The 16,561-nt window shown below is 51.5% G+C and carries 15 protein-coding genes; 1 reads left to right on the top strand and 14 read right to left on the bottom strand.

All coding sequences use genetic code 11. The annotated features are described in order from the left end of the window. Positions 1–109 precede the first annotated feature (109 nt). From LK436_RS06995 to dapF (LK436_RS06975), 5 genes are all read right to left on the bottom strand, one after another. Positions 110–919, bottom strand: coding sequence for an N-acetylmuramoyl-L-alanine amidase (locus LK436_RS06995; protein ID WP_182433283.1), 810 nt, complete (start codon positions 917–919; stop codon positions 110–112). Positions 920–1,141: 222 nt separating this feature from the next. Beyond that, positions 1,142–1,951, bottom strand: a complete 810-nt coding sequence (dapF, locus tag LK436_RS06990; RefSeq protein ID WP_008397434.1) for a diaminopimelate epimerase — start codon at positions 1,949–1,951, stop codon at positions 1,142–1,144. A gap of 84 nt (positions 1,952–2,035) precedes the next feature. Then, positions 2,036–2,587 carry an ANTAR domain-containing response regulator gene (locus tag LK436_RS06985; RefSeq protein WP_008397435.1) on the bottom strand — a complete coding sequence of 184 codons (552 nt, stop codon included), beginning with the start codon at positions 2,585–2,587 and terminating at the stop codon, positions 2,036–2,038. 76 nt (positions 2,588–2,663) lie between these two features. Then, on the bottom strand, positions 2,664–4,022 hold the full coding sequence (locus LK436_RS06980) for a glutamine synthetase family protein (protein WP_008397436.1): 1,359 nt from the start codon (positions 4,020–4,022) through the stop codon (positions 2,664–2,666). Between the two features lie 441 nt (positions 4,023–4,463). Continuing rightward, a complete protein-coding gene (gene dapF / locus LK436_RS06975; RefSeq protein ID WP_021966209.1) occupies positions 4,464–5,330 on the bottom strand; it encodes a diaminopimelate epimerase in 867 nt (288 codons plus the stop codon). Between the two features lie 303 nt (positions 5,331–5,633). Here dapF (LK436_RS06975) and LK436_RS06970 point away from each other — a divergent pair, with 303 nt between their 5' ends. Continuing rightward, positions 5,634–6,494 (top strand): AraC family transcriptional regulator, encoded by an 861-nt coding sequence (locus LK436_RS06970; RefSeq protein ID WP_044931155.1) that lies wholly within the window; start codon positions 5,634–5,636, stop codon positions 6,492–6,494. A gap of 14 nt (positions 6,495–6,508) precedes the next feature. Here LK436_RS06970 and ytvI read toward each other — a convergent pair whose 3' ends face one another. The 9 genes from ytvI to LK436_RS06925 form a co-directional block, all read right to left on the bottom strand. Continuing rightward, on the bottom strand, positions 6,509–7,648 hold the full coding sequence (gene ytvI / locus LK436_RS06965; protein WP_008397440.1) for a sporulation integral membrane protein YtvI: 1,140 nt from the start codon (positions 7,646–7,648) through the stop codon (positions 6,509–6,511). Between the two features lie 97 nt (positions 7,649–7,745). After that, positions 7,746–8,936, bottom strand: a complete 1,191-nt coding sequence (locus LK436_RS06960) for a pyridoxal phosphate-dependent aminotransferase (protein WP_008397441.1) — start codon at positions 8,934–8,936, stop codon at positions 7,746–7,748. Positions 8,937–8,990: 54 nt separating this feature from the next. Continuing rightward, the gene (locus LK436_RS06955; RefSeq protein WP_044931232.1) at positions 8,991–10,310 is read right to left on the bottom strand and encodes an O-antigen polymerase; all 1,320 of its coding nucleotides are present in this window, start codon (positions 10,308–10,310) and stop codon (positions 8,991–8,993) included. Between the two features lie 349 nt (positions 10,311–10,659). Continuing rightward, positions 10,660–12,381: a phosphoenolpyruvate--protein phosphotransferase gene (gene ptsP / locus LK436_RS06950; RefSeq protein ID WP_008397446.1), complete on the bottom strand. Its 1,722-nt coding sequence runs from the start codon at positions 12,379–12,381 to the stop codon at positions 10,660–10,662. 29 nt (positions 12,382–12,410) lie between these two features. Then, on the bottom strand, positions 12,411–12,674 hold the full coding sequence (locus LK436_RS06945; RefSeq protein WP_008397447.1) for an HPr family phosphocarrier protein: 264 nt from the start codon (positions 12,672–12,674) through the stop codon (positions 12,411–12,413). A gap of 63 nt (positions 12,675–12,737) precedes the next feature. After that, positions 12,738–14,123 carry a YbbR-like domain-containing protein gene (locus tag LK436_RS06940; RefSeq protein WP_008397448.1) on the bottom strand — a complete coding sequence of 462 codons (1,386 nt, stop codon included), beginning with the start codon at positions 14,121–14,123 and terminating at the stop codon, positions 12,738–12,740. Further along, positions 14,104–14,976: a diadenylate cyclase CdaA gene (gene cdaA / locus LK436_RS06935; protein WP_008397450.1), complete on the bottom strand. Its 873-nt coding sequence runs from the start codon at positions 14,974–14,976 to the stop codon at positions 14,104–14,106. Before cdaA ends, LK436_RS06940 begins: the two co-directional genes overlap by 20 nt. 27 nt (positions 14,977–15,003) lie before the next feature. After that, a complete protein-coding gene (locus LK436_RS06930) occupies positions 15,004–15,951 on the bottom strand; it encodes a hypothetical protein (RefSeq protein ID WP_008397452.1) in 948 nt (315 codons plus the stop codon). Next, positions 15,948–16,376 (bottom strand): hypothetical protein, encoded by a 429-nt coding sequence (locus LK436_RS06925; RefSeq protein ID WP_008397453.1) that lies wholly within the window; start codon positions 16,374–16,376, stop codon positions 15,948–15,950. Before LK436_RS06925 ends, LK436_RS06930 begins: the two co-directional genes overlap by 4 nt. Positions 16,377–16,561: the final 185 nt, after the last annotated feature.

The raw sequence follows: 16,561 nt of genomic DNA, 5'->3' as shown, positions 1-16,561 counted from the left end.
ATTGCCTTCCCTGTCCAGTTTGTCCTCCTTCCGGGCAATCCATTCCGCAAGATCCGTCCCGGCCATCGAAAAGGGCGCTGCCGCCTCATTTTGCCGCAGCGCCCTCCTTTTACATGGAAGACTCCATCTTCTTTTTGTCCTCTGTGCTGTAATCTCTCACTATCATGGTGGCATATCCGTGATCCCTAAGCTCTGCTTCGAGAGCCGCCGCGTAGTCCAGATTCCGGAAGGCGCCGACTCTCACCTTGTAATACCCATCCTCGTAGACGAGATAGGCGGGATAGCCCTGCGACTGAAGCTGAATGAGCTGCTGCTCTGCCAGGGCCCGCATCCGGTAGGCCCCTGTCTGTACCATATAGTAGACAGGCGGCTTCTCTCTCTCGTCTCTGGCGGCAGCCTTCTCAATTCCCGCGGCGATTGCCTCTGCGATCTCCTCAAACTTTTCATCAAACATGCGGTTATCCTCCGGATTGTCTATAAATCCTGCCTCCACAAGGACCGCCGGCATCTGTGTCCTTCTCAGGACTACCAGTCCCGGCCTCTCCACCACTCCCAGATCCTGAAAACCAGTTTTTTTCAGTTCCTCATTGATCTCTCTTGCCAAAATTCCCCGGAATCCCTCATCCGCATAAACAAGTGTCATAATCCCTGATGCATTTTCGGGCACTCCGGCTGCATTTCTGTGGATGGAAACAAAATAATCGGCCTCTGCGTTGTTCCCCATCTGGGCCTTCTCGTAAGGCGTATCATACACGTCGCTGACTCTCGTATAAACTACCTCGAACCCCCGGTCCTCCAGGAGCGAGCCTACCGCCAGGGCAAGCCGCAGCGCATCATCTTTTTCCTGTCTTCCAAAATATACAGCCCCCGGATCTCTGGTTCCCCCGTGTCCCGCATCTATCACAACTCTCTTTTTCATATTAAGAGAAAGGCTCCTTTCTGTTCTGTGCCGGAAGGAGATACCGGAATGTACGCTGCTGCAGTCTTCAGCCTCTTTTCTCTTTCCCATTCCTTCCTCTCTGGCAGCTCTGTTCCTTTTCTGAGCTAAGAAACATAAGATGCCAGCCGGCAGTTCTACTTTATTCTATGAAGAACAATAAAAAAAGTGTAGCCTTTCCCCGGAAAGAAGGATCTGTAGCTTCTAGGGGATCGCAATCTCGCCGTTAAATACCTCCACGGCCGGTCCTGTCATATACACCGTATCCTTTTCTCTGTCCCACTCGATGGTCAGGCAGCCTCCCAGAAGCTCCACCTCCACCAATGTGTCGGTATACCCGGACAGGATGCTGGCCACTGCGCTGGCACAGGCCCCTGTTCCGCAGGCCATGGTCTCCCCTGACCCCCGTTCCCACACTCTCATTCTGATATGTCCTCTGTCTATCACCTGGACGAACTCCGTATTGGTGCGGTCAGGGAATCTCCTGTGGCACTCAAATTTCGGTCCGATGCTCTCAAGAGGGACAGCGGCTGTGTCATCCACAAACAGCACTGCATGGGGATTTCCCATAGAAATCCCGATAAACTGATATTCCTTTCCATCCACCTCAATGGATTCCGGAATTTCTGAGGTCTGTTCCGGCCTTCCCATATCCACAGTCAGCTGGACAGCCTTCCCATTCTCCTCCTTTACCGTAAGGGTTTTGATCCCGGAGGCCGTCTCCACGGTGAGAACCTTCCTGTCTGCCGGCACAATCCCGTGATCGTAAGCGTATTTTCCCACACAGCGAATCCCGTTTCCGCACATGGCTCCCCTGGAACCATCCAGATTGTACATATCCATCTGGCAGTCTGCCACCTTGGACGGTTTGATGAGGATCAGGCCGTCTGAACCGATCCCGAAATGGCGGTTGCTCACAAAAACGGCCGTTTTTTCCGGGTTTTCCACAGTTTCCTTAAAGCAGTCCACATATACATAGTCATTTCCAAGTCCCTGCATCTTTGTAAACTTCATGTTTCTTCCTCCTGTTGCTTCCTTCCTGGTATAATTTCTTTTCTATCATTATCTGTATGCCTGGTTTTTCAATATCCTGATTTGTCAGCTCTGCCGGTACAGGCGGATCACCATGGCCGCAGACTCCGGCAGGCTGGTGCCGCTGTCCATGCTGCATTTCTGCAGGTAGCGGTGGGCCTGGGGCTCCGTCATCCGGTTTCTGTCCATCAGTATCCGTTTGGCCTCAGCCACCAGGCGCTTTTCCTCCTCGCTTCTCTCCCGCTTCAGGCTTCTCAGCCGTCTCTCCTTCTGCACAGCTATCTGCTCCATCATCCTGACCGTACCGACCAGATCCTTCACTGTAAACGGCGCAGGAAGACAGACGATCTCTCCCATCCTCTCACCGCTCCAGAGGCTGGGCGAGGCAGCTAACAGCATCTCGAACCGGTCGGACAGCTGTTCCCTCAGCTGTCTGCAGTTCATATCCCCGAACCGGTAGCCGCAGACGACGATGCCTGAACCCAAAAGTCCTGACTGGCTCAGCACCTGGGCTCCGCAGGTACAGACAGTCACAGCCAAAAATCCGCTTTTTACCAGTATGCTCTTTATTTTCCGCCCATCCTCCTGTCTTGCAAAAGCCACAATTATGTTCGTCACGTCCTCCGCCTTTCTGTCCTAAGCCTGTATCCTGCCTTCCCGGCTGTCCCGTTTTCCAGCGCCCAAAATCTGTCTGTCAATATCTGGAAAGATACTCCCGAAGCTCCCAGTCGCTCACCCAGGATATATGGCGCTTCCACTCTTTAATCTTCATTTCTGCATAAAAGGAGAACAGTCTCTCTCCCAGCAGCTTTCTCATCCCTGCGCTCTCTGAAAACACGGAGACTGCCTCTCCCAGCGTAGAGGGAAGTTCCTGCCTCTTGATGTCCTTTTGTATTTTGGTTCTCTCCTCCTGCTCCCCAAATCCAGCTGCCAGCACAGCCGCAAGGGCCAGGTAGGGATTTACGGAGGAGTCAGCCAGGAAAAACTGAAGCCCCGTCTCCGAACTCCGGACAAAGTCCTCCCTGTCAGCTCCCTCTTCTCTGAGAGCCGCAAGACGCCGGTAGGAATTTACCAGTGGATTTGTTAAAAGAGCCATCTCCCCCAGACTCTGTCTGAGACGTTCTGCTGCCTCCAGGCACAATGCCTTCCTTTCCTTTTCCTCTCCCCGACTCTTCTGTATAAGCTCCGGCAAAACCTCTATCTCAAGCCCTGAGCCCCCGAATCCATTCAGCGGCTTTGGCATAAAGGATGCGTGAAGGCCATGGCTTTTTGCAGTTCTGCGTATGATAGCCCGAAATGCCAGCAGCTCATCTGCGGCCTGCACTCCTCTCCTGGCCTTCAGGCGGAAAACATGCTGTCCGGGCGCGCACCCGTGGGTCACATACTCCACCTGGATTCCCGCTTCCTCAAGTCCTAGGAGCATGTCGCGGCGCACGCTTTCTGCCAGGTCAATGGTTCCTCCGTCGCAGTATCCCGCCGTCTCGTGGGTGACAGTCGTGGCCCTTCCTTCCTCATCGGTGTGAAACAGGAAAAACTCGCAGCCAAAGGCAAACTGAAAGGTGCGCCCTCTTCTCTCCTGGCGGAGAAGTTCCCTTTTCAGCACCTCTCTGGAATCGCTCCACATGGGACTTCCCTCCCGGTCTGTCACCTGGCAGATAACCCGGGCCGCATCTCCCGTTCCCGTCTCCCAGCTCATGGGAAGCCACGTATCCCACTCCGGTTTTAGGAAAACCATCTCTCTGCGTTTGCTTCCCCTTTTCCTGCCCTCTCCTAATTCAGGCCGCTCCTCTGTTTCCCCTGTCACCGCCTCTGCCTCCACGGCCTCCAGCCTCTCCCAACCGGGTTCTGCCCTTCCGGGAATTTCCACAGATTTCAGCCGTCCGCACAGATCAGAAAACTGCAGTTTAATAATATCAGCCGTTTTCTCATCCAGTTCCAGAGCCGTCTCCCTGTCCATTTCGGCCGCTTCTTCCCCCTCCAGCTCTATGAGCTCTTCTGCCTGTCCGCTTTCTCTTTTCTCCCCTCTGCTTCCTTCCTGTTTTTCTAACTCCACCTTTTCTCAGCTCCTTCCCTTCTGATTTTATCATTTTTCTGAATTTAAGAATATCATATCTGAGCGCTTTGGCACCTTTCACAGGAAATCCGCTTCCCTGTGCAAAAAAGTGTGCGCCTTGGCGCACACTCGCGCCGAGCGCGGTTGCCTTCAGGCAATTTTTACCTTGCGCGCGAGTGCGCATCAACGGCATTCTTCCTTTCCAACCCAGTGCGATCCCCGCGGAGCGTTATTATATAATGGGGAACGAAGTTTCCTGTTATATAATAACAAAAGAGAGAGCTCCCTTTGCAGAAAGCTCCCTCGCTCTTTTTTTACTATAACAGCGGCGTCCCTGTTTGTCAATTTCTATTTGTCAATTTTGGTCTTCCGATTTTTTATCTGTCGTTTTTTTGTCTGCCGGTTTCTGTCTGCAGCTTTGCCAGAATCTCCCGATGCAGCTCAGCTCCGATCCGCCTTCCTGAGCTTCTCCACCATCTCGCAGCCCAGAGTCATATTTCCGATATAGCCGACCTCTCCGGTCATGTACACCACTCCGTCCTCCTTTATCTCCACCTCAAGGATTCCTCCGGGCATGTGCACATACATATTTCGGTCTGCAAGACCCAGCCGGTTTGCCGCACAGGCAGCAGCACAGGCGCAGCTTCCTGACGCCAGTGTATATCCTGCGCCTCTCTCATAGATTTCAATCTGAATGTTTGTCCTGTCGAGAACATTTAAAAGCTGGGTGTTCACCTTTTCCGGGAAGCAGGGGGCGTTCTCCGAGTGTTCTCCAATCCGGCAGACCAGTTCTTTAGAGATCTCATTCATCCAGATGACACAGTGAGGATTTCCAATGGACAGGCAGGTAGTTATATAGGGGATTTTCCCGAACACCATGGTCTGATTGACCATCTCTCTGCGCTCTCCCGTCACGGGTATCTCATCACTCCAGAAAGTAGGTTTTCCCATGGAAATTTTAACGCGGGTTCCCTCCTCATTGAGGTAGTACACGGTCACCGGACCGCCCAGCGTCATCCAGGATACCTTTGTCTTCTGCACATATCCCGCATCCCTCAGATATCTGGCAAAAATCCCCATGCCGTTTCCGCTCTTCGGGGCCTCGCTTCCATCCGGGTTATAGATCTTCACATACATCTGCTCTCCGTCCAGTATCGGCCCCTCCAGAATTCCGTCTGAACCGATGCCAAAATTTCTGTCACAGAGCATCTTCACCTGCTCCTCCCCCAGCTTCATCTCATTTTTATTTGGATCAAAAACCAGGTAATCATTTCCCATGCAGTGATATTTTTCAAGTACAGCCTTCAATGATAACTCCTCCCTTCAGCCGGAAATCTGATGCCCGCCTTCCTGCGGCGCGGCATCTTAGCTCTCCATTATTTTTATTTTACACCGCACTATCCACAAATAATATAAGTTTTCTGCTCTTTATCTTGCATTTAGTGCTCTGTTTCCATTATAATTTTGGTAACAGTTCAACCATGCGAAGATTGGGACAGGAAAATGCCAAGGCGGACGCCAGATGCTTCCCCGCCCGCTTTAAGCGGGCAAGAAGATACATGGCTTGGCTGTAACTGATTTTACTATTATGAAAAACAGGGAGGTTTTTGCTTGAGCTCATTTTGCCATCTATCAGAGGAGGAATACGAAAAGCGCGGCTATCTGTCTGAGGAATTCCGCCTGTTCCACCTGACTCAGCCAGTCAGGGCTCCCATTTCCTACCATTATCACGATTTCGACAAGGCAGTCATCTTTCTTGGCGGCGCCTCCGGCTACAGCATCGAGGGAACCTCCTACACCCTGGAGCCCTATGACATTGTGCTGGTCCCCCACTACTCGATCCACAGACCGGAGATAAAGCCAGGAGCCCCCTACAGCCGGCTGATTCTCTACCTTTCCCCTGAATTTTTGGCCTCTGAGGAGGGGGGAGTGGGAAAGCTCTCACGGCTGTTTTCCTCTGCAGGTGAAACCAGCTCCTATGTACTGCGCCTGCCCTCCATGCAGAACAGTCTCCTGTTTGAGTCCCTTTTAAGACTGGAAAAGGCCTGCTCAGAGCAGGGCTTCTGCGATGTTCTCCTGCGCCGCCTGCTGCTTATGGAATTTCTCATCTATCTGAACAGAGCTGCCGTGTCCGGGGAGGCCGTCCCCCTGACAGCTTCCTGTCCCAACGCCGCCGTCCTCTCCCTGATGCGCCTGATCTGCGAAAATCCTTCCGCCGATTTTTCCATCGACGCTCTGGCCACCCGCGTCTTTTTAAGCCGCTCCCACATGATGCGGCTTTTTAAGCGGGAAACCGGCTGCACCCTCATGGAATACATCACTGAGAAGCGTCTCTTAATGGCCAGGGCTCTGTTAGATTCCGGTCTTTCGGTAACGGAAACCTGCTACCGCTGCGGCTTTAAAAACTATTCCGCCTTCCTGAGAGCCTACAAAAAGTCCTTCGGCTCTCCTCCGGGGCGCAGAAAACTGTAAACAGCACAGGCATCCTACTGCTGCCCGTCTCTTCCTCCCCGGCGGAACTCGTTGATATCCCGGATCAGGATTCTAACATTTTCAATCAGGGAGTCAAAAGCCCCGTATTTATAAAAATTGATAAATATAAGCCCAATCGGCACAGCCAGGATCATGCCGGCCAGCCCCTTCACCTTAAATCCAAGATACAGCAGAAGCAGCGTCATAAGCGGCGGCAGTCCCATGGAGTCTCCGACTATCTTCGGCTGAATGAGCTGTCTTGCCACCTGAGTGACCACGTAGAGGATCAAAAGCCCTGCCGCATATCCGTAATCTCCGGTAAAGAGCTTTACCGCCGCCCAGGGAAACAGCGCTGTCCCTGTCCCAAATACAGGCAGGAAATCCAGAATTGCAATCAGGACAGCCAGGACAAGGCCGTAGCTTACATGGAGAAACAGGAAGCCAACAGCCAGAATTGCGGCAACCACAAACATAATCCGAAACTGTGCAAGAAAATAGCCCCCGATCAGCCCCTTTGCGTCCTTCTTCAGATAGGCTATATACCGAAGGATAAACTCTGGCAGGATTCCTCTCATCCATTCCATCATCCGGTCCTGCTCCGCGATAAAAATATAGGCGGACAGAATCGTGATCACGGTATTCACCAGCGCATTCGGGATCCCCTTTGCCACATTTCCTGCGATTTCCACAGTCGGAGCAGCTGCTTTCGATACAATCTGTCCCATATAGCTTCCCAGATTTTCCGTGACCCTTGCCACTGTCTCCTGAAACTCATCCGGCAGAAATTCGAACAGCCTCCCCCCGTTTTCCAGAGCTCCCTGTATCTCCAAAGCCGCGTTCTCGTAGAGAGCCGGCAGAGCTCCGATAAAGTCTCTGAGCTCCGTATACAGCTTTCCGATCACCAGATAGAGAAGAAGGATAATGAGCGCCAGAACTCCCACGATAATCAGAGCAGAGCCGTGCTTTCTCACAATCCTCATCCTTCTCTCGAGAAACCGGACCAGAGGGTTGGCTATCAGCGCAATGACCCAGCCGATGACAAATGGGATAAAAAATCCCAGCAGCTTTGGTCCCCAGAAACACACCAGATAGATTCCTGTCAGAGGAATCAGAATATTAAGAATTGTCCTCAGATATCTTTTTGCCTCTTCCATATGCCAGCCTCCTGACTCTGCCAATCCCCCATGATCTGCCTGTGCTCAGACACTCCCTGTTCTCTTATTATATCCTGTCCTTTTCCGGACTCCCCGCCTATTTCGTCAGCCCGTAATACTCTGCGATCGCCCTGAAAGCCGGAAGGGATCTCTCAATCATCTCATAGGAAACGCAGTAGGCAATCCTCACATAGCCGGGACACGCAAAGGAACTTCCGGGAACCACCAGCACGTGATGCTCCTTGGCCTTCTCGCAGAACTCCTTCTCATCTGCCGGAGTCTTCATAAACAGGTAAAATGCCCCCTCCGGCTTGATGCACTCAAAGCCGCATTCCCTCAGCCCGTTATAGAGGAGGTTTCGGTTTCTGTCGTAGGCATCCACATTCACCTCGGCGTCCACACATCTCATAATCACCCTCTGCATCAGAGAAGGGGCATTGACACAGCCCAGCACACGGTTTGCGATAACTGCCGCTGAGAAAACGGCCTTCGCCTCCTCCATCTCGTCCGGGATGAGCAGATAGCCGATCCGCTCTCCGGGAAGAGAGAGAGATTTGCTGTAGGAGTAGCAGACAGCGGTGTTTCTGTAATACTTCGTAACAAAGGGAACCACCGCCCCGTCGTAGGCCAGCTCCCTGTAAGGCTCGTCGGAAATCAGTACGATGGGATGGCCGAACTCTCTCTCCTTTTCTTCCAGGATGCCTGCCATGGCTCTCAGCGTTTCCTCCGAATAGATCACGCCCGTCGGATTGTTGGGCGTATTGATAATCACAGCCTTTGTCTTTTCTGTGATGCGCTTCTCAAACTCCTCAAGGTTCGGCTGAAAGTCCTTGGTATTCGGCGGGATCACCACCAGCTCCCCGTCATAATTGCGGACATAGGAGCCATACTCCACAAAATACGGGGCAAAGACAATCACCTGCTCACCGGGATTTAAGAGGGTTTTCAGGATCACGTTCAGCCCGCTGGCCGCCCCCACTGTCATCAGGATGTTGTCCTGGTGAAAGGCTGTGCCAAAACGTCTGTTTAAGGACTGGGCAATGGCCTCCCTCACATCCTCATACCCTGCATTGCTCATATAGCCGTGGACAAACAGAGAATCCTCCTCTCTCAGAATATCCAAAATGGCCTGCTCCACCTCCTTCGGCGCCGGGACGCTGGGGTTTCCCAGGCTGAAATCATACACATTCTCTGCCCCGTAGACAGCTGCCATCTTTTTCCCTTCCTCAAACATCATCCTGATCGCTGAGTTGTTTTTGAGCAATGGCTGCATTTTTTCTGAAATCATAACCTTCCTCTCCTCTCATAATTTTTCTGCAAATGTTTTTATCTTCAGGCTCTCCTACCGACGCCACTCCACGTACACTGCCGCGGCTCCTGTCAGGACCAGATAGAACCAGGTGGCCGGGTTGCTGAACCAGGTGGTGAAAAAAGACAGGCCAAAGTACACAGCAATCTGGGCATACAGAAGATACCCGATCGGGTTCCTGATATGCTTCACCATATCTGTCAGATAGAAGGCCAGCGCTCCCAGCGCACAGGCCAGGAGCACGACGCCGATGATCCCGAAGTCGTAGTAGGCGTCATAGAACAGCGTAACGGTTGTCAGTTCCTCCTTTGTGGTGAAAAGCTCAAAGGCTGTCAGCTGCGGGAAGAGAAACTTAAGCCCTGTCAGTGCCCAGAGCGGGAAGAGCATTCTGATTCCGAAGCTGTGGCTGTGCCCTGAAGCCAGGGCCTCCACCAGACAGTCAAAGTTATCATAGTTATTGGCAATATACATATAGGGCTGTGTGATGAAAATCGGCATCCTGCTGTTTTTCATCTCAAAAATTCCGTTCAGATACTCCACATCGTGGCTTCTGGCAATGGTCAGAATCACATAGACGATCACCATGACCACAAACAGTCCCGCTGCCCCTGCCATCATCTGCAAAGGATCAATATGAATATCCATCATCAGATAGGTGATTACCGCCAGCGCCACTGCCAGGATCAGCTGAAACCTGGAAACGCAGAGAATCGGAATCAGCAGGGCTATCACGTCCATACCTATCAGGATCCCTGTCTTTAACCTGTCCCGCCCTCCATTGGAGTGAAAGAATATAACCGTAAGGGCCGGTACCAGCACACAGGATACGGTAAAATAGTGGACTCCCGTAATGTGAAAATAGGAATATGCGTGAGGCACTCCCCTGAGGAAAAACGGCACATATCCGAGAATCACCGCCTCTGCCGCGAAGCAGAGCAGGGAAACGACCGCTATGGCCACGGCACACACAAACACCGGCTCCTCGCAGGAACGGAAATCGTGCCAGCGCTTCTGCCCTTTCCACCTGGCAGCGTAGCTGTTATAGTTATTCCGGCCTCTCCTCTCAAAAAACTCATAGGCAAAATAAAAACCCAGGAAGGCAGCCAGAAAGCAGAGCCATGTCATCAGGCTCCAGTCCCTTGCCAGGCGGCTCAGCTTCAGACAGGAAATTCCCTGCCCGCCCACCCAGGCCAGAGAAAAAATTCCTCTCAGATGGATGCAGTTCCCCGTTCTTCTGAACTCTCTCACGTAGAGGTAAACGGCTGCGCCTATCAGGAAAAATCCTGAAAAATAGTAATGACCCATTATGGCCGTCAGAAAAGAGGCCAGATAGCATATCAGGTAAACAATCATCTTCTTCATCCTCACGTACATGATATTCAGGAAACCTTCGTTTCCTCCGGGCAGTCCGCCCCCTGTCGATGACAGACTCTGCTCCTCCTAAAGCGTCTGCTTCCTGCGAAAGCTCTGTCTGTTTCCAAAGAGTTTTTTGGGAAGATCCTTAAATTTCCCCAAAAGCAAAAGGCTGCATAATTATAGTTGTACCAGTTACAATCATAATTATGCAGCACCTCTTTTCTTTCATCCCTCATCCAGGCAGATTTTTGCAGGCCGCTTTCAGCAGGCCCGAACCTGCCTGTTCTCTTTCGTCAGGCAGCTCCCGTCATGTTCTGCCAGACTTTGTCTGGCAGATTGTCATCCTCTACAGAAAATTCTTCTCTGTGAATTCCCTCATAAAGCTCTCAATCTCAGAAGCAGTCACAAAACTCATAGCCTTGTCCGCCATCTCCTGAAGCTTTCTGCTGTCGCACTCTGTGATCATCTTTCTGGCCTTCAGCACAGCGGAAGCGCTCATGCTGAACTCATTTAATCCGAACGCCACTAACAGCGGGATCATCAGCGGATCGCTGGCTGCCTCCCCGCACATTCCGACCATGATGCCCTCTTTCCTTCCGCACTCGATAATATGGCGGATGCTTCTCAAAACAGCCGGATTGAAGGTGGAGTACAGGTAGGATACCTTATCGTTTCCGCGATCCACAGACATGGTGTACTGGGTCAGATCATTTGTGCCGATACTGAAGAAATCTACCTCCCTGGCAAACACGTCAGCCATCAGAGAAGCTGCAGCCGTCTCTACCATGATTCCTACCTGAATGTCTTTATTGTAAGGGATTCCCTCCTGTTCCAGCTCGTCCATAATCTCGTGAATCAGAGCCTTTGCCTCACGGTACTCCTCCACGCAGGTTACCATCGGAACCATAATCTTGATGGCTCCGAATGCGCTGGCACGCAGCAGGGCGCGAAGCTGCGGACGGTAAATGTCATCTTTCCTGTCAAGGCAGAAACGGATTGCCCGGTAGCCCAGGAATGGATTTTCGTCCTTTTTCAGTCCCATGTAAGGGATCTCCTTATCGCCGCCTATATCCAGCGTTCTGATAATGACCGGCTTTCCGTTCATGGCAACGGCTACCTTCCTGTAAGCCTCAAACTGCTCCTCCTCTGTAGGCATGGAGGTGCGATCCATAAACAGGAATTCTGTGCGGAACAGTCCGATGCCCTCTGCGTCATAGGAAAGCACACGATCCACGTCCTCCGGCCGCCCGATATTGGCTGCCACCTCTATCTTTACGCCGTCCTTTGTGATCGTCTCCCTGCCGATATATTTCTTAAGTTCCTCCTTCTCAGCCAGGTAGGAAGCTCTCTTTGCCTCATACTCTGCCTTTACGGACTCTTCCGGCTTCACGAAGATCTCTCCGCTCTCTCCGTCCAGGATAATCTCATCGCCGTCGGCTACCTGGGACAGAATGCCTGCGGCAGCCACTACAGCCGGGATCTCCAGCGCCCTGGCAAGAATGGCTGAATGGGAGGTGCGTCCTCCCAGCTCTGTCACGATTCCCGTTACATTTTCCGGATTGATTCCGGCTGTGACAGAAGGAGTCAGATCCTCTGCCACCAGTACACTTCCCTTGGGAAGCGCCGATACGTCCACAGACTTGACGCCCAGAAGCACCTTCTGCATTCTGGTCTTGATATCTCTCATATCGGCAGCCCTCTGCTGCATCAGTTCGTCGTCCATAGATGCAAACATATCCGCATACATCGTGCACACGTCCTCAATGGCCGCCTCGCTGCACAGCTTTTCGCTGTCGATCTTTCCCTCTATCTCCATGGTCATCATCGGGTCCTGCAGAAGCATCAGATGACCGTTTAAAATCTCAGCTTCTTTTTCTCCGATTCTCTCTGCCATATCGGCAGCCAGGGCCTGCGTATCCTCGATGCTCTTTTCCACAGCCCTTTTAAAACGCTCCTTCTCTGCCGCAGCATCAGCCACTGTATCGCGCCTGATTACGAGAGTCTCTTCCTTAAGAATTACAACCTTTCCAATGCCGATGCCGGCAGATGCTCCTGTTCCTGATGCCATTTTCTTTTTCCTCCTTCTATCTGAGGCTGCTATTCGCCCAGACCGTCGTTGACTGCCTTTAACATGGCGGACAGCGCCTTTTCCTCGTCTTTTCCCTCACAGATGAATTCAATCTCATCCCCGCATTTAATGCAGGCTCCCAGAACGCTCAGCACGCTTTTTGCATTCGATGAACTGTTTTTATAATTGAACGTTATCTGAGACTGGTATTTCACCGCCTCGTTGCAGAGAATTCCCGCCGGTCTCAGATGGAGACCGCTGGTATTCTTAATTTTTACTTTTGCTTTAACCATAAAACTTCTCCTGTGTTATTTCTTTCCGGCATTTGGAGAAAGTACATGACTTTCTCCGCTGCTTTATTCCTGCCTGTCCTCTGTGTCTCTGTCTGCGCCTGCTGTCCCGGACTGTCCAGATTCCTGAGCTTTCTGTTCCTCTTCATCTTCCGTTCCCGATGCAGTGTCTGCCGAGGAGTGAGCCGTCCTCTCTGTGACTTCCACTGTCACCGAAGGAATTCCTATCATTTCATAGGCCTCGTCCAGCTGATACTTGAGAACCGCCGTATGGGTTCCCGGCGTCATGCCCAGCACATCCAGCGACAGATTCATCTTATCCGGAGACAGGCTGTCCAAATCCTCTTTCAGTCCGCGCACGGTAATCTTGACCTCAGAGCCCTGCAGCTCATAGCTGTAGCTGTCAGAAGCTCCTGTCATCTCAATATCTTCCTGATATACCGTGTAAACTCTGTTCTGCAGAGGCTCTACCTGGAGCGTTACCTTCACAACCGTGTTATCCAGTCCGGCCAGCTCAAGCCCTGCCGGCAGGTAATCTGCCAGATCGATCTCGCATTCTTTGTCGGCTGTGGCTCCTTCCACAGAGAGCTCCGGACTCTGAATTGGAAGGGTGTTCATATTGGCAAGCACAGAGCGCAGGCCTGCCACGGAAACGCTCGTCACATCGCAGTCAATTCCCGTCATCCTGTAGCCGTCAGCCACCTCCCCTGACACCTGGAAGTCAAGGGCAAGGGTCTTTACCCTCAGCATCGTCATCTCATAAGAAATATCTCCGCCCAGGATTGTAACCGTATCGCCTAAGGGCAGCTCATTATCATTGGCATCATAGAATTTCGGGGATGCCGTTCCAGACACGTCACTGTCCTTCCCCTCCACGTCAATCTCAATTCCCACACTGCTGATCTGCCCGATCAGGGATACCGGGCCTCTCACATACACATAGTCGGGATTCATTTCCACCTGGCCAGGGGCATATTCTCCGTCGCCAGCCGGGGTTCCCGTTATGTGGTAGGTCAGAGAAAACCGTTTTGTCTGAAGCTCTTCAGTTTTAATGTGGACAACTCCTGGCGCCTTTACCTCATACTTGGCTCCTGCGAAAGCCGCATTCCCCACCAGGTACTCCTCATCGTTCAGAATCTCTACGGTAACAGGAACAGCTCCCGTCACCGTGTAGAGATCGGCCAGATCCGCATAGGCCCTGAAGTCATCTGCACTGAACCGGTAGATGTCGCGGGCCCTGGCGCTCACCTGAACTGTCACAGTGCTCTTTCCGTCAATCTGGTACGTCAGATTGGAGCTCTCCAGAACTGACTCATTTGTGATCGAGACAGGCACTTCCACACTCTTTGTCTGAACCGGGTTTGCCACATTCACAACGGCGAGCCACACCAGGAAGGCACAGAGCAGTGAGATCAGCTTAAGTCCTGCATTTTTAGTCAGCTTTTCTTTCATTCTTCCGCCTTCCCTTCCAAATCTTAAACCTGGCAGCCGTCGTCTCCTCCCTCTTCACTGCTCTGGACAGAATTTCCTTCAGCTGTTCCGCATCAGAGACACGGATCAGCCTTCCTCCTGAGGCCACGGACACACGGCCTGTTTCTTCTGAAACTACAAGAGTCAGGCTGTCGGTCACTTCGCTGATTCCTACAGCCGCCCTGTGGCGCGTGCCAAGATCTTTGCTGATGTCCATATTGTCGGACAAAGGCAGATAACAGGTAGCAGCTGTCACCCGGTTTCCCCGGATAACCACTGCTCCGTCGTGAAGAGGGGTGTTATGCTCAAAAATATTGATCAGGAGCTGGCTTGTGATGATTCCGTCCACCTCGATTCCGGTGCGCTCCACATCGCTCAGAGAGGTTTCCATCTCAATTACCATGAGAGCCCCTGTCTTAACCTTTCCCATCTCAAAGCAGGCTCTTGTCAGCTCATTGATTGTCTTCTCGCTGAAGGTTTCCTTCACCTTGCCGTCGTCATTGGCAAACAGACCGGTCAGAACATTTTTGCTCCCCAGCTGTTCCAGAGCGCGTCTGAGTTCCGGCTGGAATATAATAAGCAGTGCGGTGATGGCAATATAGGATGCCTTACCCAGCAGCCAAAGGATGGTGTCCAGTTCCAGTACGGCAGCCGCAAGCGCAAACGCACAGATAAAAAGGATCCCCTTTAAAAGTGCCCATGCCCTTGTGTTCTTAATCCAGACCAGAACCTCGTAGACTACAAATGCAATAATTACAATTTCCAGAAGGTTTTTTAATGTCATATTCGGGACAAACGCGATCCACGAATACAGCTCTTTCAGATATTCTGCCATACTCTCACCTCCTTTTTTCTTCCTTCATCAATCCCTGCGCTTTGGGGTTCTTCTTGTGTTGATTCTCTGTACCTTCACATCCGGCTTGGAAACTGCGATTTTCGGCACAGCTTTTACATAGTAGTAGTAATCATCGTCCTCAAACTGTACATACTCCGTCCGCGTGTAATCCACCGCAAAGACAAAGAAGTGATAGACCACTGCGATCAGAGCAGATACAGCCATGCCGACTGTAATCTCCAGTATGGACACTGATACATTGAACCGGAAGTCCCCGATAAAGATTACCAGAAGCTGGGCAATTATACCGGCCGCGATTGCGATCCCCCATGCGTAATTCACTGACATGCTCTTTATAATATGCACGATCAGGATGCAGAGTGCCAGTGCAGCCATCATCACCAGCATGGCCTGATTGGTGACAATACTCTTTACAAGCTGTATCACAAGCTGTGTAAGCTCTGTCTGAGCACTGCCGGCCAGAACGCTGGCATTCTGCTTTACGTAAAGGATCACGTAGTAGATAAATGTTCCGCAGCATACCGGAATAACCGAAAGCATGTTTCCTCCCAGTCCCACCAGAAGGGGAACCGCAAACGGGATCTTCAGGAAAAACATAATCGGCGTCACCAGCAGCAGCACGCTGTCCCCCGGCTGAAAGCCATAGTATAAGAGCACCACGACCATCAGGAAAATCAGCGTGATCACCGCCACCTCAAGGGAGATGGAAAAAAGCTGGGCCATGAGGAAGCCTCCGGCCAGAAATGCCGTCACCCCATATGGTACAGCCGCTCCCACAAGCCCCATTACCACCGCCACAAGGGGAGAACTCAGCTTTTCCACGAATCCGGTGTTCTTTCCTATCAGATAGAAAGCGGTAAACGCAACGATAAATTTCAGGATCGGAATCACAATCTGGCTGTTCTTCGCATAAAATATCCTGAGGCGCTCCTTGAATACAAGCAGTCCCATCATTCCCTCCTGTCCTCCTTTGCCAGAGTTCTCGAGCGGTTCTGATAGTCGTACCGCTTGTCAAGATGTTTCAGTTTTGCCGTGTAAAGCCTGATATTCTTCGACGCGTAGTCGTAGCGCCTCGAATAAACGGCATACACCAGCCCCATATACAGGGCCAGCCCAATGACATAGTAAATCACGAAGCCTCTGATAAGACCAAGCATCCCCTCAAAGGAGAGAGTGCTCAAAAACTCTTCCATGCTGTAGATCAGCCAGATGCAGAGAATTGCCGCGCAGCTTATGGTGTAGCTGAAAAAACCGCGTATCATATTGCGGCTGATATAATCGCTCTTGAAATAGTTTTTGCCGGAGTTCATGGCCTTTCCGTTCTTTTTTTCAAACATGGCCATATTTGTCATAAGTCTGATTTTCTCTTCATTGAGCATATACCCACTCCCTGCTGTAATTAATTATATCGCTTTATTATATCATACAATTTTGTAAATATCGAGTGGCTATAAAAATTTTCATAAATTCGTAAATTTCCTTTCATTCGTCCCACATAAAAAAGTCTGGGGTGGCGGGTCTCATGCAGCCTGCAAAAAGCGGCAGGCCAGAATCTTCTTTCATC

The sequence above is a fragment of the Clostridium sp. M62/1 genome (assembly GCF_020736365.1).
Taxonomy (GTDB): domain Bacteria; phylum Bacillota; class Clostridia; order Lachnospirales; family Lachnospiraceae; genus Otoolea; species Otoolea saccharolyticum_A.
Note: the sequence above shows the minus strand (reverse complement) of the source record. Positions and strands in the feature narration are given on the sequence as shown.

What these genes read in the sequence shown, in the direction of transcription:
- LK436_RS06995 (WP_182433283.1), bottom strand. Translation starts at nt 919, where the DNA reads ATGAAAAAGAGAGTTGTGATAGATGCGGGACACGGGGGAACCAGAGAT.
- ytvI (WP_008397440.1), bottom strand. Translation starts at nt 7,648, where the DNA reads ATGGAAGAGGCAAAAAGATATCTGAGGACAATTCTTAATATTCTGATT.
- LK436_RS06940 (WP_008397448.1), bottom strand. Translation starts at nt 14,123, where the DNA reads ATGAAAGAAAAGCTGACTAAAAATGCAGGACTTAAGCTGATCTCACTG.
- LK436_RS06930 (WP_008397452.1), bottom strand. Translation starts at nt 15,951, where the DNA reads ATGATGGGACTGCTTGTATTCAAGGAGCGCCTCAGGATATTTTATGCG.
- LK436_RS06955 (WP_044931232.1), bottom strand. Translation starts at nt 10,310, where the DNA reads ATGATTGTTTACCTGATATGCTATCTGGCCTCTTTTCTGACGGCCATA.
- LK436_RS06925 (WP_008397453.1), bottom strand. Translation starts at nt 16,376, where the DNA reads ATGCTCAATGAAGAGAAAATCAGACTTATGACAAATATGGCCATGTTT.
- LK436_RS06960 (WP_008397441.1), bottom strand. Translation starts at nt 8,936, where the DNA reads ATGATTTCAGAAAAAATGCAGCCATTGCTCAAAAACAACTCAGCGATC.
- LK436_RS06945 (WP_008397447.1), bottom strand. Translation starts at nt 12,674, where the DNA reads ATGGTTAAAGCAAAAGTAAAAATTAAGAATACCAGCGGTCTCCATCTG.
- cdaA (WP_008397450.1), bottom strand. Translation starts at nt 14,976, where the DNA reads ATGGCAGAATATCTGAAAGAGCTGTATTCGTGGATCGCGTTTGTCCCG.
- dapF (WP_008397434.1), bottom strand. Translation starts at nt 1,951, where the DNA reads ATGAAGTTTACAAAGATGCAGGGACTTGGAAATGACTATGTATATGTG.
- ptsP (WP_008397446.1), bottom strand. Translation starts at nt 12,381, where the DNA reads ATGGCATCAGGAACAGGAGCATCTGCCGGCATCGGCATTGGAAAGGTT.